The following is a 15,295-nucleotide window of genomic DNA, read 5'->3' on the forward strand; positions in this document are numbered from 1 at the left end:
CCCGAAGGTCGGCCGTTCTACCCTGCGCGGGAACCTTCCGACTGACAAAGGAAGTTGGCTGCCGGTGGCGGCGCCATCCCTTGACAGGTTCGCGAAAATGTCGGGAGAATTCTGGAGAGCGCTCTCCACTGCTGCCGCGGTCGCGGCCACCTCTCCCGACCGGTCGGCGGCAGTCCCCACCCCGCACTCCCACCCCGCACTCCCACCCCCACCCCACCCCCCTCGCGCGCCCGGAGCCCCCGGCCGGGCGCCCCTTCGCCGACTGGAGCCCGTCGTGCGCCGTCCTCACCTGCGAACCGCCCTGGCCGGGCCGCTCGCCGCCCTGCTGGTGGCCGGGGTCCTCGCCGCCACCGGCGGCCCGGCGGCGAGCGCCGCCGACCAGCCGTGGACCAACGCCGCCCAGACCCCCGAACAGCGCGCCGCCGAACTGCTGGCCGCGATGACCCAGGCCGAGAAGCTGACCATGCTGCACGGCGGGCCGTCCTGCGGCTACGCGGGCTGCATCCCGGCCAACACCCGGCTCGGCATCCCCGCGCTGCACTTCCAGGACGGCCCGGTGGGCGCCGGGGACGGCCTGACCGGCGTCACCCAGCTGGCCGCCCCGGTGGCCGGCGCGGCCAGCTGGGACCCGGACCTGATGCGCGCCTACGGCCAGGTGCTCGGCGCCGAGCAGTGGGGCAAGGGCACCAACGTGGTCCTCGCCCCGACCGTCAACATCGTCCGGGACCCGCGCTGGGGCCGGGCCTTCGAGTCGTTCGGCGAGGACCCGTACCTGGCCGGGCAGATCGGCGCCGCCGACATCGCGGGCATCCAGGGCCAGGGCCCGATGGCGCAGGTCAAGCACTTCGCGGTCTACAACCAGGAGACCAACCGCAACTCCCTCGCCGACAACGCGGTGGTCTCCGACCGGGCCGAGCGGGAGATCTACCTCCCGGCGTTCGAGGCCGCCGTCCAGCAGGGCGTCGACTCCGCGATGTGCTCGTACTCGGCGGTCAACGGCGCCTTCGCCTGCGAGAACGGGCCGCTGCTGAACGGCGCCCTCAAGGGCGACCTCGGCTTCAAGGGCTTCGTCACCGCCGACTGGGGCGCCACCCACTCCACCGTCGCCTCGGCGAACAACGGCCTGGACGTGGAGATGCCCGGCAGCGACTACTACGGCACCGCGCTGACCAACGCGGTCAACGCCGGGCAGGTGGCGCAGGCGACGATCGACGACCACGTCCGCCGGGTGCTGGTGTCGATGTTCCGCCGCGGCCTCTTCGACAAGGCGCAGAACGGCAACCGGGACGCCGTCGTCACCACCGCCGCGAACGCCGCCGTCGCGCAGCGGGTCGCCCAGGAGGGCAGCGTCCTGCTGAAGAACGACGCCTCGGTGCTGCCCGTGGCGCCGTCGGTCAAGTCGATCGCGGTGATCGGCGACGACGCCGGGGCGGGCGTGATGACCCAGGGCGGCGGCAGCGCCGCCGTCAACGCCCCCCACGTGGTGACGCCCTACCAGGGCATCAAGGCCCGCGCCGGGGCCGGGACGACGGTGACCTTCGCCCAGGGCGTCCCGGCCGCCGACGGCGCGCTGCCGCCGGTGCCGGCCACCGCGCTCAAGCCGTCCTCCGGCAGCGGCAGCGGCCTGTACGGCGAGTACCACAACAGCACCGACCTGTCCGGCCCGGTGGTGGCGAGCCGGGTCGACGCGGGGATCGACACGGTCTGGGGCGGCCAGTCGCCCGCCGCCGGGGTCAACGCCACCAACTGGTCGGTGAAGTGGACCGGCACGCTGACCCCGCCCACCAGCGGCAGCTACCAGTTCTCGCTGAACAGCGACGACGGCAGCCGACTGCTCGTCAACGGCCAGCAGGTCATCAACAACTGGTACAACCAGGGCCCCACCACCCGCACCGGCAGCATCACCCTGACGGCCGGCCAGCCGGTGAGCATCGAGGTCGACTACTACCAGGCCGGTGGCGGCAGCAACGCCGCGCTCGGCTGGACGGTGCCCGGCCAGAGCGCCCACGACCAGGCCGTCGCGGCCGCCCGGAACTCCGAACTCGCACTCGTCTTCGTCAACGACTTCCAGTCCGAGGGCTCCGACCTGCGCGACATCGACCTGTCCGCCGCGCAGAACCAGCTCGTCGCGGACGTCGCCGCCGTCAACCCGCACACCGTCGTGGTGGTCAACAGCGGCTCCGCCGTCACCATGCCCTGGGCGGGCTCGGTGCAGGGCATCGTCGAGAACTGGTACCCCGGGCAGGAGGCGGGCGCGGCGATCGCCGCGCTGCTCTACGGGGACGTCAACTTCTCCGGCAAGCTCCCGGTGACCTTCCCGAAGTCGCTCGCCGACGTGCCCGCCGCGAGCGCGGCGCAGTGGCCCGGCCAGAACGGCAGCGTGCAGTACTCCGAGGGCGTGGACGTCGGCTACCGCTGGTACGACGCCAAGAACAAGGAGCCGCTGTACCCCTTCGGCCACGGCCTCTCCTACACCACCTTCGGGTACGCGGGCCTGACCGTCTCCGCCCCCGACGGCGCGGGCAACGTCGCCGTCGGCTTCGACGTCACCAACACCGGCACCCGGGCCGGCTCCGAGGTCGCCCAGGTGTACGTCGGCCAGCCCGCAGCCAGCGGCGAACCGCCGAAGAACCTGCGCGGCTTCCGGAAGGTCACCCTCGACCCCGGCCAGACCAAGCACGTCTCGCTGACCCTGGACGCCCGCAGCTTCCAGTACTGGAACGGGAGTTGGACCACCGCACCCGGCACCCACACCGTCTCGGTCGGCTCCTCCTCGCGCGACCTGCGGCTGACCGGCCGGACCACCGTCACCGGCGGCACCGGCACCGGCCCGGTCCTGCTGCCGCGCACCGGCTGGACGGCTTCGGCGTCCGCCACCGGCGGGGGAGACGTCCCGGCGAACATGCTGGACGGGTCGGCCGGTTCGCGCTGGTCCTCCGGCGTGCCGATGGCCGCGGGCCAGTCCGTCACGGTCGACACCGGCGCGGTGCACCCGCTGGCCCGGATCACCATGGACTCCGGCGGCAGCGCGAGTGACTACGCCCGCGGCTACCAGGTGTTCCTGTCCTCGGACGGGGTGTCGTGGGGCTCGGCGGTGGCGACCGGCAGCGGCACCGGCGCCCTGGTGACCGTCGACTTCCCCGCCCGGGACGCCCGCTACGTCAAGGTCGTCCAGACCGGGACGTCCACCTACTGGTGGTCGATCGCCGAGTTCAATGCCTACGGCTGAACCGCGCACCGGCCCGCGCACCGCGCGGCCGACGGTGGCCCGGCCCCTCCCCGGCCGTGAGTCCGGGGAGGGGCCGAGCGGCAGTGAGGGCCGCGCTCTCGTGTAGCTGCCGCCACCCGACAAGTGTCAGAGAGTGACCGACCGTCACTTCTGGCGATTGAGCTGGGTGAGTGCGACGAAGTCGGCGTGGGCTTGCTCGACGGCTTCCGGGTACGCCTGGGCCTTCTCGTGTTCGGCGAGTGCGCGGTAGATGCTGGCCAGGCCCGGGTTCTGTCCCTTGCGCTTGTCGGTGGGGATGATCAGGTCGGGGCGGATCTGCTCGACGGACTCGCCTGCTGCCCGACGGCGCAGCACCGTATGCAGCATGTCGTCGGTGATGACCGGCGGCCGGCCGCCGTGCCTGCCCTTGCGGGAGGCGGCGTCGAGCCCTTCGAGAGTGGCCTCGCGAATGCCCTCGCGCTCGGTCTCCGCCATCGCGGCGAAGAACTCGAACAGCATCCGGCCGGGGCCGGACGGGTCGTAGATCCCGGGCAGCGGGCCGGCCAGCATCTCCAAGACCAGGCCGTGGGCGGTCAGGTGGTCGGCCAGCGCGGTGAGTTCCGCGGCGTCGCGGCCGAGGCGCTTCATCTCGTACACGGTGAACAGCACGCGACAGTGCGGGGCGTGGGCTTTGATCTCGCGGGCCAGGGTGAGCGCGGCCTCGAACCGGGGGCGGCACCCGAAGCAGCTTGGCGAGTCGGGCCACCTTCTTGAACCGGCCGGTGCGGTAGACCCCGGCGACCGCGTCCGAGCGCGAGCGGCAGGGCGAGCCGGGCTGCACGCCGCAGCGCGGGCAGTCGTGGCGCTCGACGTCGGCGGCGTCGCTTCCGGGGGTGTCCTGAGGGCCGTCACGCCCGAAATCCTCCGGATGCGTAGGCTCAGTGCCGTGGCTGATCAGATACAGAAGATCGTGACGGGACTGCCGGACCTGACGGATGTCACCGGCGTGCGGGCGGTGGCCGATGGCCGGGTCGCGCAAGGGGATGCTGCCTTTGCTGCTGACCTTGGCATCGCTCTCGCCAGGACGTACGGCGCCGGGGGGCGGATGTGGCAGTACCGAAGTGTCTTCGACCATCTGCTTCGGCTGTTGGCCACCACCGCTGGCCCCGACAATGTCACCCAGGCGCTGCGGCTGGTCTCCTCGGCCGAGGTCACCGGCAGGAAGCTGGATCGCTACACGGCCTCGTTGCTGGCTTCCAGCCATGAGGCGGCGGATCTGGCTGCGGCGTTCACTGGCCGGGCTTCGGAGGAGCTTCGAGCCTGTCTGGTCCATGAGCTGGTTCTCAGGGGTGTGGTCGTCGGGGAGGTGCCGGGGATCGCGGGTTGGGCGACGTCGCCGCATTGGAGTCATCACCCGTTGGGCTGGCTGCCCCTGATGCGGTCCAGTGTGGAGGAGGGCGCGGATCTGCCGAGCTACAGCGCCCGCGGCAGTAGTCACGCGATGCCGTACGGACCATCGGAGAGTCGCGAACTGGCGGTGGACGCCGACGCGCGTGTGCCGGCGGCGGAGGAGACGACAACCCCGGCCACCGCCACCGCGATGGGCACGGCCGTGGCGAACTGGGCCAAGGAGTCCAACGGGCGCATCGAGGCGCGTGCGTTCGACCTCGCCGAACCCCTGGACGCCGAGTCCGTCCCGGCCGTGCTCCTGGCCTTGGGGCTGGAGTGTCTGCACGGGGCGGGGAAGAAGACCCCTCTGTCCGTTGCCGTCCGTCCGCCGGCCCAGGCATGGCGGGTGCTCTTCGCCGCGGCGTCAACGGGAGGGGCGTACAACTCGGGCTCCTACGGCGCCTACGGCCGTCTGGCGGCCTGGCAGTCCCTGGCCGCGCTGGCCGGAAGCCCGGAAGGAACCGGCGCTGCTGAGGTCGAGGCACACGTGCTGGACTGCGTCTGGCACGGCTTCGGCGCCGACACCGAATGGTTCGAGCAGGTGGCCTGGGACATCGGTCTGGCCGCGCTCTCCCCAGGTCGACGGCGCCTGGCCGTGCTCGCTGCGACCGACACCGACTGAGTCGGCAGCTGTTCGTGCGTCGAGGAGCCGGGCCAAGTGAGCTGCGCGAGTCCTGCCGGGATCAGCGCGTCTCCAGCGGGTCAGCCTGGCCGAGCAACTCGGCGAGCGGGGCGCCGGTGCGAGCGGCGACCATGCGGCGGGCGCGCAGCTGGGCACGGGTACGGGGGCGGAACTTCGGGTCCCGCCTGCAACCGCATGGCTCGAAGCCTTCGTAGCGCAGCCCGGCGTTCAGGACCACGGCGACGACCGACCATGCCTTCCGATTGCTGCGTCGGGGTGCCGCGAAGTCGTGGCCGGCACACAGCAGCGGCCCGGTGCAGCGCGGGCATGTGTGTCCGGCTTCGCTGGGATGCCGTTTGAAGCTGATCCGGCACGACACGCACGCGTAGTGCAGCTTGTAATGGACGGAAGCGTAGGTGCACACGGACTGACCGTACCGGCGGCGCATTGTCATGGGCCAACAGGTTCCGCTGCCTCACTCTGTGGCGGACGGCTGCGGTTCGTCCGTCCGTTGAGCCGGAATGGGCACGACGGCACTGAGATCGAGGCGGCTGTTCATGTCCAGCCCGAACCTGCCGTACGGGTTCACGTGGGTCCAGAACAGCGGCGACAGGCCCCTGCGGTCGGCGTCGGTGAGCCGGTCGGCCCACTGGGGATCGGCCGGGACCTGCTGCATCAGCAGGGTGTTGACGTGGACCAGGGCGGCCTGGAGCAGGTGCAGCGCCGGCATGCTGACCTCCTGGCTCTCCTTGTCCGCGCCGGTCAGGTCGCCGTCCTTGCCGTAGAACAGGTCCTGGTTCGCCGAGTTCCAGTTCTCGACCACCTGCAGGCCCTCGCCGATCTCCTGGCGCATCTCGGTGTCGGCCAGGTAGTCGCAGACGAACGAGGTCCGCACCGCCCGGCCCAGCTCCTCGATCGCCTGGTAGGTCGGGTGCTTGGGGCCGTTCATGGTGAAGCGCCGCAGCACCTGCTCGGCCTCGGCGGTGCCCAGCCGCAGCGCGGTGGTGTACTTCACGATCCGGTCGTACTGCTGGGCGATCAGGTCCCGGTCGATCGTGCGGGTGGACAGCACCGGCGCCAGGGTCGGCCAGTTCGCGTCCTCCCCGGCGGCCGGGTAGATCATCACCCCCGGTCCTCGGTAGCGGTTGTGCCACTCCGTCATCAGGTTCGAGGACCGGGAGCCGAACTCGCGGCCGTCGGAGGCGCACGCCGTCCCGGTGCCCCACCACAGCTCGTCGCGGGCGGCGAAGGCGGCGTTGACCAGCTGCACCAGCGCGGCGCGCAGGTTGGCCCGGTTCACGAACAGGTGCCGCACCCGCCGCAGCGTCGCCCCGCTCTCGCCGTGCTTGCCGGTCACCGCGACCCGCTTGATCCCCATGTTGGTACCCAGCCCGAACAGCACCAGCAGCAGCCGGCGCCGCAGCGTGTCCTCCGGCAGGTTCTCGCGGGTGGCCACCGAGGTGAACTCGGCGGTGAAGTCGGTGTCGAAGAACGCGCCCTCCTTCAACGGCTGCTCGACGTACCGCTCCAGCAGGCCGATCGCGTCCATCACCGGCCGGTAGGCGGTGTTGTTGCACTTCAACGTCAGGGACCGCAGCAGCGGCGAGAGCATCCGGCGCCAGTGCGCCGAGTAGGAGGACCGCAGTGAGCGGCTGGGGCGGGTCGTGGAATCGGGGGGTGCTCCTCGAACGAGCGCGCCGGGCGGGCGGCACGCGGTCCGTGGCGGCTCGGCCGGTTCGGCGTCGTGGCGATCCGGTCGCCCGGTGGCAAGACGTTCCCGCAGTTCCTCCGGTCGGGTCCGGTGCGCGGCGGCCTCGGCGGCCTCGGCGGACGGGCACCGGCCGGAGTCCGCACCCTGGATTGAACGTGTTCAAAATTTGCGGCATGATCAGCGCTGTGAGACCCGGGGAAGGACGGGGCCGGCGCCGCCGTGCCCTGCGCCCGGGTGGTCGCGGGAGAGAGGGGGGACCGTGGTAGACATCGGCAGGACTCGCTGGCCGGCCGGCGCGGTCGCGTTGATGTGGTGGTACGAGGGCTTCTGGTGCAAGGTCTTTCCCGGACGGGCGGACCAGCGGGCCATCGTGGAGGGGCTGCCTCTGCTGCCGGCCGGTGCGGCGAGCGCGTTGCTGGTCGCCATCGGCCTGGCCGAGGTCGCGCTCGGGGTGTGGGTCCTGCTGGGGCGCCGCCCGTACGCCGCCGCCCTCGTGCAGACGGCCCTGGTCGTCGGCTTCAACACCGGCGGCCTGCTCGTCGGCGCGCAGCACATCCCCGAGCCCGGCCGACTGGTGGTCCAGGATCTCGGCTTCCTCGCGCTGATCTGGCTCGTCGCCGCCCGCCGCCCCGCGAACGGCGCACCGCGTGAAGGCGGCGCACCGCGCGAGGACGGCGCGTCGCGGGGGAGCGGCGTCGCACGGGAGCTCTGGGCGCGATGACCCCCGCCGCCCCGACCCGCCGCCCCGCGAACCGCGCACCGCGCGAAGACCGCGCACCGCGCGAAGACGGCGCACCGCGCACCCCGGGCCCCGCCGCCGGGACGCCCTGGCGGCAGGGCCGGCTGCTCGCCGGGCCCGCCCGTCGCCCCCGGGTGCTCTTCGGCCGCATGTACGAGGACCCGGCCGTCGAGCTCGCCGCCTTCCCGCCGCCCGGCGCCCGGGTGCTGTGCATCGCCTCCGCCGGGGACACCGCGGCCGCGCTCGCCGCGGCCGGGTACGAGGTCACCGCCATCGACCTGAACCCGGCCCAACTCGCCTACGCCAGGACCCGGCTGGAGGACGGGGCGCCCGCCGCGACCGGCACGGCCGAACGGCTCACCGGCCTGGGCCGCGCCGCGGCCGCCGCCCTGCTGCCCGGGTGGCGGCCCGCCGCCGTCGCCGACTTCCTGCGCCTCGACGACCCCGGCGAACAGCGGCGCCGTTGGACGGCCGAGTTCGACGGCCCCGGGCTGCGCCTGCTGGCCGCCGCCGCCCTGCGGCCCGCCGGGGCGCTCGCCACTGTCCTGCGCCCGGGCTTCCGGTGCGTGCTTCCGCGCGGCTTCGACGAGGTGTTGCTGCGCAGGATCGCCCGGACCGTCGCCCGGCACCCCAACGCCGCCAACGACTGGGCCTGGCGACTGCTGCTCGGCCGCGAACGCCCCGGCGCCACCGGCGGGATCGCCGCCCCCGGACGGGTGCGGCTGGTGCGGGGCGAGGTCGTCGAGCACCTGGAGCGGTGCGCCGCCGGGAGCTACGACGCGGTGACGCTCTCCAACGTGGTCGACGGGCCCGGCCCGGAGTTCGCCCGGCGGCTGCGCGCCGCCGTCGAGCACGCGGTCCGCCCGGGCGGGACCGCGGTGGTGCGCAGCCTGCGCGAACCGGGCCCCGGCGGGGCCGGACGCGCCGCCGAGGACCGGTCGGCGATCTGGGGCGTGGTGCGGGTCGTCCGTACCAGAACGGATGGAGTGGGGAACCGATGAAGTACCTGTTGCAGCGCCACCCCGTCCCGATCCGGGCCCGCTTCGCGCACTCGCTGGTCCTCACCTACGCCCTGCCGCCGCAGGTCCTGGAGCCGCTGCTGCCGCCGGGGCTCGCCCTCGACACCTACACCGACGCCTCCGGCACCGAGCACGGGTTCGTCGCCGCGGCCCTGGTGGACACCCGGGACCTGCGGCCCGCCTTCCTGCCGGCCGGCCTCGGCGCCGACCGGATCCTCACCGGGTACCGCATCTTCACCCGCTTCCCCACGCCCGGGGGCCGGTCCATGCGCGGGCTGAAGATCCTCCGCAGCGACACCGACAGCCGCGCCATGGCCGTCGGCGGCAACCTGCTCACCCGCTACCACTACCGGCTGGCCCGGATCGGCAGCCGGGTCGTCGGCGACACCCTGGAGTTCCGGGTCCTCAGCCGCGACGGCCGGGCCGACCTGCACGTGCGGGCCGACCTCGCGGGCACCCCCGCGGACCTGCCCGCGGGCAGCCCGTTCGCCGGAGCCAAGGACGCCCGGCGCTTCGCCGGCCCGCTGCCCTACACCTTCGAGCACGAGCCGCAGACCGCGTCGATGATCGTGGTCAAGGCCGTCCGGGCCCACTGGGAGCCCACCCCGGTGACCGTCGAACTGCCCACCCCGCCCACCTTCTTCGCGCACGGCCCCTTCGCCGGGACGACACCCGTCCTCGCCAACGCCTTCCACGTCGCCGACCTCGACTACGGCTGGGAGGCCGGCCGGCGCCGCGCCGAGAACGGGGCCGAGCGATGAGGCGGGCCCCGGCCGGGCGGCGGAGCAACGGCCCGGCCGCCCCGGAACCGGTCCGCTTCTCCGGAGTGCGGGAGGTCGTCCGCTACAACTGGCCGCTGTACGCGGCGGGCTGCCTCGCCGCCGGAGCGGGCCTCGCGCTCGCGCGGCGGCTCCCCGGGCCCGCCGCCACCCTCGCCCGGGCGGGCGCGGGCGCGGCCGCCGCCCTGCTGACCAGCAGCACGGCCGCCACCTGGTGGGTCTACGACCGCTCGGAACTGCGCACCTTCGACTGGCTGGAGGAACTGCTGCCGACCGGCCCGGGCGAGCACCTGGTCCTCTCCTCCGGCCTCGACGAGGCCAGCCGTCCGGTGGCGACCCGCTGGCCGCACCACCCCCAGACGGTGGTGGACCTCTACGACCCCGCCCTGATGACCGAGGGCTCGATCCGCCGGGCCCGCCACCACGTGCCGCCCGCCCCGCGCACCCGCCCCGGACGGCACGACCGCCTGCCGGCGGCGACCGCCTCGGCCGACACCGTCCTCGCCGTCTTCGCCGCCCACGAACTGCGCCGGGCGGCGGACCGGCACGGGCTCTTCGCCGAATGCGCCCGGGTCCTGCGCCCCGGCGGCCGCCTCGTCCTGGTCGAGCACCTGCGGGACGCCGCCAACACCGCGGTCTACGGGCCCGGCGCCCAGCACTTCTTCTCCCGGCGGACCTGGCTCCGGGCCGCGGACGGCGCGGGCCTGCACCTCGTCGCGCAACGCCGGATCGGCGGCCTGGTCACCGCACTCGTCCTCGCCGCCCCGACCGATACCGCCCCGACCGATACCGCCCCACCCGTCGCGTCCCCGCCCGTCACCACCCCGACCGGAAAGCACCCCGCACCGTGACCCACCTGCTCACCCTGGAGGGCCAACTGCGCCTGGTGGGCGCCGCCCTGATCGCGATGGGCGCCCTGCACGCCGTCCTGCCGCGGTTCATCGGCTGGCCGTCCGACCTCGCCGGCACCACCCTGCTGACCCGTCAGGTCTCCTACGTCCACCTCTTCTTCATCGCCCTGACCTGCGTCCTGCTCGGCCTGCTGCCCCTGCTGCTCGCCCCGGACCTGCTCGCCGGGGGCCGGCTCGGCACCGCCCTGCTGGCCGCGCAGACGCTCTTCTGGGGCCTGCGCTGGCTCTTCGAGTTCACGGTGTTCTCCCCGGAACTGTGGCGCGGCGACCGCCTGCGGACCGCCGCCCACGTCGCCCTGTCGGTGCTGTGGACCTGGGTGACGGCCGTGTTCACCTGCGCGCTGGTGGTGACGCTCCGCGGATGAGCGCCGGGGCGGCGCCGCCCGGTGCCGCCCCGCCCCGTCCGCCCGTCAACTTTCCGCGTCCGGAAGGAACGTCCGGCCCGAAGCGGGGCAGACGTGTCCCGACGGAACCGGCGGGAGAGCGGGAAGAGGCGGACGAATGAGCGAGGGGACGAGTGCGCTGCTGTGGATCGGCGCCGCCGTACTGGTGGCGGTGACGCTCGTTGCGGCGATCGTGCTGGTGGTCAAACTGGTGCGCACCCGGCGGCTGTTGGCCGACACGGGCATCCCGATGTCGAAGAAGGTGCTGTTCTGGGGGGCCATCGTCTACCTGATCTCCCCGGTGGACCTACTGCCCGACCCGGTCCTGATCGACGACCTCGGCGTCCTGCTGCTGGCCCTGCGCTCGCTCAACAAGGCCGTCCCCAAGGGCGCCCTCCGCCGCCCGTCCCGCGCCGACCGCCGGCCGTGACGTCGGACGGTTTCGCGGTGGGCGGTTTCGCGGTGGGCGGTTTCGCTGCGGGCGGGGCGGGCATCCGGTTCGGGCGACCGGTGCGGCGCGTTCGGGTTCTCAGTGGGTGGGGGGTCTGCGGTGGCCGGGTCGCCGGAGGGGCGCAGACGGTGGTGGCGGGCGCTGCGGCGCACGCCGTTGACGATGTGGAACGACGACATCACCGACTTCGCGGCGGCGCTGACGTACTACGCGGTCCTGGCGATCCTTCCGGCGCTGCTGGCCACGGTGGTGGGCTTCGCGCTGATCAGCCCGGCCGCGGCGCGCGAGGCGGCGGTGCAGCTGGCGGCGCTGCTGCCCGGTCAGGCCGGGGCGGAGGTGGGCGGGGTGCTGGCCCAGGCGCTGGGCGGCGGTTCGGCCGGCTGGACGCTGCTGGTCGCGGGCGCCGGCAGCGCGCTGTGGTCGTGCTGCAGCTACCTCGCGGTGTTCCGGCGGGCGCTGCACCGGATGCACGGCACCAGCGACCGGCGCTCCCCGCTGCGCAAGGTCCCGCGGATCGTGGTGACCGCGGCGGTGCTGCTGGTGCTGCTGGCGGTGAGCGCCCTGGCGCTGATCCTGAGCGGCCCGGTCGCCGAGGGGGCGGGCCGGGTGCTGCACCTGGGCGGGACGGCCCCGCTGGTGCTGTCGGCGATCCGCTGGCCCGTCCTGCTGGTGGTGGCCGCGGCGCTGGTGCTGATCGTCTTCCGCACGGGGCCCGAGCAGGCGTGGCGCCGGTGGGGCAGCCTGCCGGGCGGCGTGCTGGCGGCGGTGCTCTGGCTGGTCTTCTCGGCGGGCTTCGCGCTGTACACCAGCGTGCTCGGGACCTACAGCCACCTCTACGGTTCGCTGGCGGGAACGGTGGTGTTCCTGATCTGGCTCTGGCTCTCCAACCTGGCCCTGCTGGCGGGCGCCCAGTTCACCGCGGAACTGCGCCGCGCCGCCGGGCTCCCCGTCGCCCCGGAGCCGACCGCCGTGCCCGAACGGGTGGGCCCGGACGCGCGCTGACCGGCGCCGGGCGGCGGTCGGTGGCCGACCGCGCCGGGTCGGGCCGGGCCCGGCGAACATTTCGGTGGCGACGGGCCGGCAGAACTGCCAGAGTGCACCGGTGCTGAACGAATCCGACGTACTGGACGTGCTGGACCTGCTGGACGAAGCGGGGGTGGCGGCCTGGGTGGACGGCGGCTGGGGCGTGGACGCCCTGCTCGGCCGGACCACCCGACCCCATGGGGACCTTGACCTGGTCGTCCTGCTGGACCAGCTCGACGCGGTGCGGGAGGCGCTGGCCGGGGCCGGGTTCACGGAGGTCCTGCGGGACTGGCTCCCCACTTCGCTGGCCGTCGCGGACGGCGCGGGCCGGGAGATCGACCTGCACCCCGTCGTCGGGTCCCTCCGCGAAGGCGGACAGCAGCTCCTCCCGGACGGTCAACGGTTCCACTACCCGGCGCCGGTGACCGGGACCATCGGCGGACGCCCGGTCCCGTGCGTCGACGCGGCCACCCAGGTGCAGTGCCACCTCGGCTACGAGCCCACGGACAAGGACCGGCGCGACATGGAACGGCTGCACGCGGGCACGGGGGTCGAGCTCCCCCCGGACTACCCGTCCGCGCCCTGAAGGACCGCCGGCCGATCGGGCGCCCCACCCGCGGGCAGCACCGGCCAGCGCCGGGGCCGGCCCGAAACCCCTTGGACGGCACCGGGACCGGCTTGCTGGAATGGGGGGCGGCCGACGGCGGAGCGGAAGGGGCCCGGCGATGAGCGAGATCAGGCTGCACCTGTCGGTGCGCGGCCTCACCGACGCGGACCTGCCGGCCTGCGGCTGGGCCGGTTCGCCCAAGCACGTGCGCGAGCTCGCCCACCAGATCCGCCGCGCCGAGGCGGGCGAGATCGACTACCTGGCGGTCTGCACGCCGGTCGGGCTGCCGGTGGCGGTCGGCGGCGTCGACTACACGGTCAGGCCCGGGGCCGGCACGCTCCGGCAGCTCGGTGTCCACCCGGCGCTGCAGTCCTGCGGGATCGGCACGCTGCTGATCCGCGCCGCCGAGCAGCGGATCGGCGCCCGGGGCCTGACCCGCGCCGAACTCGGCGTCGAGGAGGGCAACCCGCGCGCCCGCGCCCTCTACGAACGCCTGGGCTACCGGGCCTTCGGCCGGGAACCCGACTCCTGGGAGGTGGAGGCCGAGGACGGCTCGCTCCGGCGGTACGAGACGATGTGCACCCTGATGGGCAAGAACCTGGCCTGACACCGCCCGCCGAGCCGCCCGCCGAGCCGCCCGCCGGGTGGTCCAGCGCTCGGGCGCGGTTCAGCGTTCGGACGCGGTTCAGCGCTCGGGCGCGGCGAAGCGGCTCTGCCCCAGGACGGCGAGCAGGCGCAGCTTCTCCTCGCTCTCGCTGCGCGGCGCGGCCGTGAGCACGAGCAGCACCTGCGACTGGTCCTCGGTGAACAGGGCCTGGCAGTCGACCTCGACCGGCCCGACCTCCGGGTGGACGAGGGTCTTGCGGTCCTCGAAGCGCCGGGCGACCTCGTGCCGCGCCCACAGGTCGGCGAACTCCTCGCTGACCCTGCTCAGGGCCCGTACCAGCTCTCCCGCGGTGGAGCGCGGGCCGCGCACGCCGTAGGCGGCCCGCAGGTTCGCGACCTGGGCGCGGCTCTGCCGGTCGCGGTCCTCCTCGGGGTAGAGGGCCCGCGCGGCGGGGTCGGTGAACCAGCGGTAGACCCCGCTGCGGGCCGGGCCCGTCAGGTGCGAGGCGTCGCCGAACAGCGCCGCGGCCAGGCCGTTCTGCACCAGGGTCTCGCCCAGGTCGCTCAGGATGAGCGCCGGAGTGTCGGTGAGGCGGTCGAGCACCCGCAGCAGCGCGGGGGCGACGTGCGACGAGGCGGGCAGGGCGGCGGGGGCGTGGTGGCCGGCGATCCGGTACAGGTAGTCGCGTTCGTCCCGGGTCAGCCGCAGCGCCCGCGCGAGCGAGGACAGGATGTGCTCGCTGGGCTGCGGGGCGCGCCGCTGTTCGAGCCTGGTGTAGTAGTCGGTCGACATCACGGCGAGCGAGGCGACCTCCTCCCGCCGCAGGCCCGGAGCCCTGCGGCGGGCGCCCAGGGGGAGGCCGACGTCCTGCGGCCGCAGGGCCTCGCGGTGGCGGCGCAGGAAGTCGGCGAGTGCGGGACGGTCCATGCGTCCGATTGTCGTCCGGTCGCCGCCGCTCAGCCAGGGACCGGCGATCCCCCGACAACGCGTCTCTGCCGCCGCTCCCGGGGGAGGGCGATATTCGGAGGCATGAACATCTCCGGAAACACCGTCTTCATCCCGGGTTCCACCAGCGGCCTCGGACTCGCCCTCGCCCTCGCGCTCCGGGACAGGGGCAACACCGTCGTCGTGGGCGGCCGGCGGGCCGACCTGCTGGAGCGGATCGCGGCCGAGCACCCGGCATCGACACCGTGCGCGTCGACGTCGCCGACCCGGCGAGCATCGACGCGGCGGCGCGGGAGGTCCTCGCCCGGCACCCCGACCTGAACGTCCTGGTGACCATGGCCGGCGTGATGAGCGCCGAGGACTGGCGCAGCCCCTCCTCGTTCCTGGCCACCGCCGAGGCCACGGTCACCACCAACGTCCTCGGCACGATCCGGCTGATCGCGGCGTTCGTCGAGCACCTCCAGCGGCAGCCGGACGCCACCATCATGACCGTCTCGTCCGGTCTGGCGTTCGCCCCGCTGAAGGCCACCCCGACGTACAACGCGACCAAGGCCGCGGTCCACATGCTCAGCGAGTCCGTCCGCCTGCAGCTCGCCGACACCTCCGTGAAGGTCGTGGAGCTGGTGCCCCCGGCCGTCCGCACCGCGCTCATGCCCGGGCACGAGGACAGCGCGGCGGCCATGCCGCTGGAGGAGTTCACCGCGGAGGTGGTCGGCCTGATCGAGGCCCGCCCGGACGCGAAGGAGATCCAGGTCGAGCGGGTGAAGTTCCTGCGCTACGGCGAGGCCCGCGGCGACTACGACCGGGTCGTCGCCGCCCTCAACCCCGCGGCGCAGTAGCG

15 protein-coding genes and 1 pseudogene are annotated in these 15,295 nt (G+C 74.0%); 12 read left to right on the forward strand and 4 right to left on the reverse strand.

Going from position 1 to position 15,295, the window contains the following annotated elements; all coding sequences use genetic code 11:
- The first annotated feature begins 274 nt into the window (after positions 1 to 274).
- Positions 275 to 3,229 (forward strand): beta-glucosidase, encoded by a 2,955-nt coding sequence (locus HUT16_RS36785; protein WP_217712139.1) that lies wholly within the window; start codon positions 275 to 277, stop codon positions 3,227 to 3,229.
- A 144-nt stretch (positions 3,230 to 3,373) separates the two neighbouring features.
- On the opposite strand, the gene HUT16_RS36795 is transcribed toward HUT16_RS36785, so the two are convergent.
- On the reverse strand, positions 3,374 to 4,120 hold the full coding sequence (locus HUT16_RS36795; protein WP_254898180.1) for a recombinase family protein: 747 nt from the start codon (positions 4,118 to 4,120) through the stop codon (positions 3,374 to 3,376).
- A 34-nt stretch (positions 4,121 to 4,154) separates the two neighbouring features.
- On the opposite strand from HUT16_RS36795, the gene HUT16_RS36800 reads away from it, so the two are divergent.
- Positions 4,155 to 5,279 carry a DUF6183 family protein gene (locus tag HUT16_RS36800; protein WP_176192329.1) on the forward strand — a complete coding sequence of 375 codons (1,125 nt, stop codon included), beginning with the start codon at positions 4,155 to 4,157 and terminating at the stop codon, positions 5,277 to 5,279.
- Positions 5,280 to 5,340: 61 nt separating this feature from the next.
- On the opposite strand, the gene HUT16_RS37485 is transcribed toward HUT16_RS36800, so the two are convergent.
- A complete protein-coding gene (locus HUT16_RS37485; protein ID WP_254898181.1) occupies positions 5,341 to 5,703 on the reverse strand; it encodes a hypothetical protein in 363 nt (120 codons plus the stop codon).
- A gap of 51 nt (positions 5,704 to 5,754) precedes the next feature.
- Positions 5,755 to 6,891 carry a Tn3 family transposase gene (locus tag HUT16_RS36810; protein WP_176192330.1) on the reverse strand — a complete coding sequence of 379 codons (1,137 nt, stop codon included), beginning with the start codon at positions 6,889 to 6,891 and terminating at the stop codon, positions 5,755 to 5,757.
- Between the two features lie 358 nt (positions 6,892 to 7,249).
- Between HUT16_RS36810 and HUT16_RS36815 the strand changes: the two genes are divergently transcribed.
- The 9 genes from HUT16_RS36815 to HUT16_RS36855 all read left to right on the forward strand — a co-directional run bounded on the left by HUT16_RS36815 (position 7,250) and on the right by HUT16_RS36855 (position 13,509).
- Positions 7,250 to 7,711 carry a DoxX-like family protein gene (locus tag HUT16_RS36815; protein WP_217712141.1) on the forward strand — a complete coding sequence of 154 codons (462 nt, stop codon included), beginning with the start codon at positions 7,250 to 7,252 and terminating at the stop codon, positions 7,709 to 7,711.
- Positions 7,708 to 8,730, forward strand: a complete 1,023-nt coding sequence (locus HUT16_RS36820) for a DUF3419 family protein (protein ID WP_176192331.1) — start codon at positions 7,708 to 7,710, stop codon at positions 8,728 to 8,730. Before HUT16_RS36815 ends, HUT16_RS36820 begins: the two co-directional genes overlap by 4 nt.
- Positions 8,727 to 9,509: a DUF2071 domain-containing protein gene (locus HUT16_RS36825; protein ID WP_176192332.1), complete on the forward strand. Its 783-nt coding sequence runs from the start codon at positions 8,727 to 8,729 to the stop codon at positions 9,507 to 9,509. Before HUT16_RS36820 ends, HUT16_RS36825 begins: the two co-directional genes overlap by 4 nt.
- A complete protein-coding gene (locus HUT16_RS36830) occupies positions 9,506 to 10,378 on the forward strand; it encodes a class I SAM-dependent methyltransferase (protein WP_176192333.1) in 873 nt (290 codons plus the stop codon). The genes HUT16_RS36825 and HUT16_RS36830 overlap by 4 nt, the downstream gene beginning before the upstream one ends.
- Entirely contained in the window at positions 10,375 to 10,803 is a 429-nt protein-coding gene (locus tag HUT16_RS36835) for a hypothetical protein (protein ID WP_176192334.1), read from the forward strand. Before HUT16_RS36830 ends, HUT16_RS36835 begins: the two co-directional genes overlap by 4 nt.
- Before the next feature lie 136 nt (positions 10,804 to 10,939).
- Positions 10,940 to 11,251: a YkvA family protein gene (locus HUT16_RS36840; RefSeq protein WP_176192335.1), complete on the forward strand. Its 312-nt coding sequence runs from the start codon at positions 10,940 to 10,942 to the stop codon at positions 11,249 to 11,251.
- 102 nt (positions 11,252 to 11,353) lie between these two features.
- A complete protein-coding gene (locus HUT16_RS36845) occupies positions 11,354 to 12,274 on the forward strand; it encodes a YihY/virulence factor BrkB family protein (RefSeq protein ID WP_254898182.1) in 921 nt (306 codons plus the stop codon).
- A gap of 100 nt (positions 12,275 to 12,374) precedes the next feature.
- Positions 12,375 to 12,881 (forward strand): nucleotidyltransferase domain-containing protein, encoded by a 507-nt coding sequence (locus HUT16_RS36850; protein ID WP_368662726.1) that lies wholly within the window; start codon positions 12,375 to 12,377, stop codon positions 12,879 to 12,881.
- 139 nt (positions 12,882 to 13,020) lie between these two features.
- Positions 13,021 to 13,509, forward strand: a complete 489-nt coding sequence (locus HUT16_RS36855; protein WP_176192337.1) for an N-acetyltransferase — start codon at positions 13,021 to 13,023, stop codon at positions 13,507 to 13,509.
- 78 nt (positions 13,510 to 13,587) lie between these two features.
- Here the strand turns inward: HUT16_RS36855 and HUT16_RS36860 are convergent, their stop codons facing one another.
- A complete protein-coding gene (locus HUT16_RS36860; protein ID WP_176192338.1) occupies positions 13,588 to 14,436 on the reverse strand; it encodes a helix-turn-helix transcriptional regulator in 849 nt (282 codons plus the stop codon).
- Positions 14,437 to 14,538: 102 nt separating this feature from the next.
- Between HUT16_RS36860 and HUT16_RS36865 the strand changes: the two are divergent.
- Positions 14,539 to 15,293, forward strand: a pseudogene (locus tag HUT16_RS36865) (SDR family oxidoreductase).
- Positions 15,294 to 15,295: the final 2 nt, after the last annotated feature.

It is taken from the genome of Kitasatospora sp. NA04385, from assembly GCF_013364235.1.
Lineage (GTDB): Bacteria > Actinomycetota > Actinomycetes > Streptomycetales > Streptomycetaceae > Kitasatospora.

Coding starts and splice junctions, on each gene's coding strand:
- HUT16_RS36840 (WP_176192335.1), top strand. CDS start 10,940: ATGAGCGAGGGGACGAGTGCGCTGCTGTGGATCGGCGCCGCCGTACTG.
- HUT16_RS36810 (WP_176192330.1), bottom strand. CDS start 6,891: ATGCTCTCGCCGCTGCTGCGGTCCCTGACGTTGAAGTGCAACAACACC.
- HUT16_RS36855 (WP_176192337.1), top strand. CDS start 13,021: ATGAGCGAGATCAGGCTGCACCTGTCGGTGCGCGGCCTCACCGACGCG.
- HUT16_RS36860 (WP_176192338.1), bottom strand. CDS start 14,436: ATGGACCGTCCCGCACTCGCCGACTTCCTGCGCCGCCACCGCGAGGCC.
- HUT16_RS36820 (WP_176192331.1), top strand. CDS start 7,708: ATGACCCCCGCCGCCCCGACCCGCCGCCCCGCGAACCGCGCACCGCGC.
- HUT16_RS36830 (WP_176192333.1), top strand. CDS start 9,506: ATGAGGCGGGCCCCGGCCGGGCGGCGGAGCAACGGCCCGGCCGCCCCG.
- HUT16_RS36825 (WP_176192332.1), top strand. CDS start 8,727: ATGAAGTACCTGTTGCAGCGCCACCCCGTCCCGATCCGGGCCCGCTTC.